This is a genomic window from Mycobacterium sp. TH-M82 (assembly GCF_057473605.1).
Map to the genome: position 1 here is coordinate 1 of NZ_JBYCKY010000597.1, position 4,272 is coordinate 4,272.

Genomic DNA, 4,272 nt, shown 5'->3' on the forward strand with positions numbered 1-4,272 from the left:
TCCCCTGCGGCATGCCGGGCTGCATCGCCACCTTGACGAACTCCACCCCCTGATCGCCGGAGCGGCCGAACACGTCCTTGACCACCTCGTAGGCGCCTGCACTGACCCCGCCGCTGGTGATGATCACGTCGGCCCCCCCTTCCCGGGCACCGTAGCGGTCGAGCACCGCGGCGAACTGCGCGACGTCGTCGCCGACGGTGGCTGCGGCCACCACGGTGGCGCCCGCCTGGCGCACGGCGGCGGCCAGCATCACCCCGTTGGACTCATAGATCTGCCCCGGTGCCAGCGGGGTGCCCGGTGTCACCAACTCCGAGCCGGTGGACACCACCAGCACGCGTTGGCGGGGCCGCACCGTCAACCGGGTCAGCCCCAGCGCGGCCGCCAGGCCGACCACCGCCGGGCTGACGATCTGCCCGGCCCGCGCCACCGTGACGCCGGCGGCGACGTCGCCGCCGCTGCGGCGGATGTGGCTGCCTTCGGCGGCGGCGCCGCAGATCGCCACGGTGCCGGTGCCGCCGCCGCCCGTGGTGGCCTCGACCGGCACCACCGCGGTCGCCCCTGCCGGTATCGGCGCTCCGGTCATGATCCGGTGCGCGGTTCCCGGTGCCAGCGTGGGGATGTCGGTGCGCCCGGCCGGAATGTCCTCGGCCACGGGCAGCTTCACCGGCCGCTCCGGTGTGGCGGCGGCGACGTCGCCGGCCTGCACCGCGTAGCCGTCCATTGCGGAGTTGTCGAAGACCGGAAGCGAGATCGGCGCGGTCACGTCTTCGGCCAGCACCAGGCCCTCGGCCTGCTCCAGCGACAGCGCGGCGGGCGGTCGGGGGGTGATCAGGCCGGCGACGGCACGCCGGTGTTCTTCGACGGAGCGCATGCCGCCATTATCGGCGGCGATCGCTAGCGCGGCGGAGCCGGGCGCAGTCCCCGTTAGCGGGTGGTGCCCCCAGGTCGCCGCCATCAGGCCCGGGCTATACCGGAAAGCTGACTCCGGTCAGCTCTTCGGAGACCGCCCACAACCGGCGCTGCAGCGCCGGGTCGTGGGACTGCTTGCTGGACCGCACCAGCTTCGGGTGGCCGCGCTGCTCACCGAGGCCGTCGGGGCCGTAGTATTGGCCGCCCCGCACGGTCGGATCGGTGGCGGCCCGCAGGGTGGGCAGCGCACCCATCTCGGCGCTCTGGAACATCAGCGGTGCAATCAGCCGCTCGGCGGGACGCAGAATCACCGGCAGGTTGCGGGTCAGCTCGGTGTTGGAGCCGCCGGGGTGCGCGGCCACGGCGATCGTCGGCCTGCTCGTGGCCGCCAGGCGGCGCTGCAACTCGTAGGTGAACAGCAGGTTGGCCAGCTTGGACTGGCCGTAGGCGGCGACCCGGTTGTAGCCGCGTTCCCACTGCAGGTCGTCGAAGTGGATGGCCGCCATGACGCGGTGCCCGATGCTGCTGACGGTCACCACCCGGGAACCGTCGACGGTCAGCAGGTGGTCGAGCAGCAGCCCGGTCAGTGCGAAGTGGCCGAGGTGGTTGGTGCCGAACTGCAGCTCGAACCCGTCGGCGGTGACCTGCTTGGGCGTCCACATCACGCCGGCGTTGTTGACCAGCAGGTCGATGCGCGGATGGGCCGAGCGCAGCGCGTCGGCGGCGGCGCGCACCGAGTCCAGCGAGCCCAGGTCCAGCTGCTGCACGGCGACATCGGCGCCGGGACTGGCCCCCAGGATGCGCGCGGCGGCGGCGTTGCCCTTGTCGAGGTTGCGCACTGCCAGCACCACATGGGCGCCGCGGTCGGCGAGCGCCGCGGCCGTGTGATACCCGAGCCCGGTGTTGGAGCCGGTGACGACGACGACGCGTCCGGTCTGGTCCGGTATGTCGGCCACGGTCCATCTGCCATGGGGGTCCATGCCGGAAAACGATACTCATCCGACGGCTGCTGCTGCCATCCTTCAATGCATGTCTGATGCGACCGTGCCGGTGACTGTGGCCCTGGCCGACCCCGCCCATCCGCCCAGCACCAAGGCCCCGCTGGTGTGGGCGCTGGGCGGGGCGATCCCCTGGCTGGGTCTGGCGGTGGCGCAGGTGGTCTGGTTCGAGATCGCTCCACGGCCGCTGTGGCTGCACGCGTTGGCCGCCGCCGTCACCGCGCTGGGTGTGCCGGTCAGCGTCGTGGTGGCCCCGCTATGGCGGTACCGGGTGCACCGCTGGGACATCAGCGACCAGGCGGTCTACACCCGCACCGGCTGGCTGGTCCAGGAACGCCGCATCGCACCGATCTCGCGGGTACAGACCGTCGACACCTACCGCGGCCCGCTGGACCGAATGCTCGGGCTGGCCAACGTCACTGTCACCACGGCGTCGTCGGCGGGCGCTGTGCACATCGTCGCGCTGGACGCGCACGTGGCCGACCGGGTCGTCGCGCAGTTGACCGACGCCGCGTCGCTGGGCGTTGGGGACGCGACGTGAGACGCGCCGGCGACGATGCGGAGCGAAGCGATGCGCAGGAGCGGCGCTATGTGACAGCGTCGCCGGCTTGGCAGCGGTTGAGTCCACGCATGCTGCTGGTGCATCCGGTGCATGAGGCGCTGCGTGAGCTGCCGCTGCTGATCGCGGCAGCGGTGTTCGGTTCCACCACCGGAAATCAGTTGTGGACCGTGGCGGTGTTATGGGTGATCGCCGCGGTCGGGGTGGCACGCTGGTTCACCACCGCCTACCGCATCGAAGCCGATTCCGAATCGGGCCAGCTGCAGCTACGGTCCGGGCTGCTGCGCCGCAAGGTGTTGTCGGTGCCCCGCAGTCGGATCCGGTCGGTGCAGACCGACGCCCGGCTGCTGCACCGGCTGCTCGGGCTGACGGTGCTGCGGGTGAGCACCGGTCAGCAAGCCACTGGCGACCAGGTATTCGAGTTGGACGCTCTCGAGAGTGGCGACGTGCCACGGCTGCGTGCGATTCTGCTGGCCGCGCAGGCTTCGCAGCCATCCGCGGCGCTGGCGGGCCCCGAGGTCGGCTCCGCGGTGACGCTGGCGCGGTGGCGGCCGTCGTGGCTGCGTTACAGCCCGCTGAGTATGTCGGGCCTGGTGATGATCGGCGCCGCCGTCTGGGTGGTCTTCCAAAGCGGAGTCTGGGATGCGGTGCGGGCTTCGCCAGCAGGCCGCTCCGCCCTGGACGCCGCCGCGCGGCTCGGCATGCCGGCCGCCGTGGCGGTCGTGCTTGCGGCGTCGATGCTGTTGGCGGTGCTGCGTTCACTGCTCACCTACGGAAACCTGGTGCTGACAAGACATTCCGGTGCGGCCGGGGACGTGTTGGCGCTGCGCTACGGCTTGCTGCGGGTTCGCCAGCGCAGCTACGACATGCGCCGGTTGCGCGGCGGGACGCTGCGGCGGCCGCTGCTGGTGCGCCTGTTCGGTGGTGCCCGGCTGGACGCGGTGATGACCGGGGTCCACGGCGTCGGTGAGTCCTCGATCCTGCTGCCGCCCTGCCCGGCCGCGACCGCCGAGTCCGTGCTGGTCGGCCTGGTCGGCGACGCCGGCGTAGTCGGCGGGCCGCTGCGCGGTCACCGTCGGGCGGCGGCCCGCCGGCGCTGGACCCGGGCGATGGCACTGCCGGTAGTAGCCGGTGTCGGGTTGGCCGTGGCGGCTGTGACGGTCGGTGTCCCGGTCTGGTGGTGGCCGGCGTGGGCGGTGCTGACGCTGTGCTGCGGATTGCTGGCTGCCGACCGGGTGCGTGCGCTCGGGCATCGCGTCGACCGGGGCTGGCTGGTGGCCCGCACCGGCAGCCTTCAGCGGCGCCGCGACTGCATCGCCACGGCCGGCATCGTCGGCTGGACCGTGCGCCAGAGCTGGTTTCAGCGCCGCGCCGGGGTGGCCACGCTGGTGGCGGCCACCGCTGCCGGGGTGAAGGCCTACCGGGTGATCGACGTGCCGCAAGAGTGGGCGTGGTCGGTGGCGGCGCGGGCGTCGCCGTGGGTGGCCGACAGCAGGTGGGCGACGGGCGGCGTGGTCGATGGCCGGGCTCGCCGAGTGTGAAACCGCTACGAGAAAACGTGCGGGCCACGCCGGTGCCGGCCTACCTGATGTCGTATTGCCGGCCGCACATCAGCACCCGGTGACCTTGCACTCGGCATGGGCGAGTGCTAAGAATGACCTTGGCACTCACGACCAGTGAGTGCTAGGTCGGGACGGTGAGATCGAGGCCAACGACACCTTCGGTCGTCCGTCGCGGGCGCTGCACCCGGCCACAGACGTGTCATCCGCAACCGGAGGAATCACTTCGCAATGGCAAAGCAAATTG

General features: G+C 71.8%; 4 protein-coding genes. 2 read left to right on the forward strand and 2 right to left on the reverse strand.

Annotation, left to right across the window (positions count from 1 at the left end):
* Together AC2VON_RS17875 and AC2VON_RS17880 are read right to left on the reverse strand one after the other, a co-directional pair.
* Positions 1–871 (reverse strand): molybdopterin molybdotransferase MoeA (locus AC2VON_RS17875; RefSeq protein ID WP_486954151.1); only part of this gene is annotated, 871 nt, incomplete at its 3' end.
* Positions 872–965: 94 nt separating this feature from the next.
* Complete coding sequence (locus tag AC2VON_RS17880) at positions 966–1,889, reverse strand: SDR family NAD(P)-dependent oxidoreductase (RefSeq protein ID WP_486954152.1); 924 nt, start codon at positions 1,887–1,889, stop codon at positions 966–968.
* Positions 1,890–1,938: 49 nt separating this feature from the next.
* On the opposite strand from AC2VON_RS17880, the gene AC2VON_RS17885 reads away from it, so the two are divergent.
* Together AC2VON_RS17885 and AC2VON_RS17890 are read left to right on the forward strand one after the other, a co-directional pair.
* Positions 1,939–2,448 (forward strand): PH domain-containing protein, encoded by a 510-nt coding sequence (locus tag AC2VON_RS17885; protein ID WP_486954153.1) that lies wholly within the window; start codon positions 1,939–1,941, stop codon positions 2,446–2,448.
* Positions 2,449–2,537: 89 nt separating this feature from the next.
* Positions 2,538–4,007, forward strand: coding sequence for a PH domain-containing protein (locus tag AC2VON_RS17890; protein WP_486954154.1), 1,470 nt, complete (start codon positions 2,538–2,540; stop codon positions 4,005–4,007).
* Positions 4,008–4,272: the final 265 nt, after the last annotated feature.

What these genes read in the sequence shown, in the direction of transcription:
- AC2VON_RS17880 (WP_486954152.1), bottom strand. Translation starts at nt 1,889, where the DNA reads ATGGACCCCCATGGCAGATGGACCGTGGCCGACATACCGGACCAGACC.
- AC2VON_RS17885 (WP_486954153.1), top strand. Translation starts at nt 1,939, where the DNA reads ATGTCTGATGCGACCGTGCCGGTGACTGTGGCCCTGGCCGACCCCGCC.
- AC2VON_RS17890 (WP_486954154.1), top strand. Translation starts at nt 2,538, where the DNA reads ATGCTGCTGGTGCATCCGGTGCATGAGGCGCTGCGTGAGCTGCCGCTG.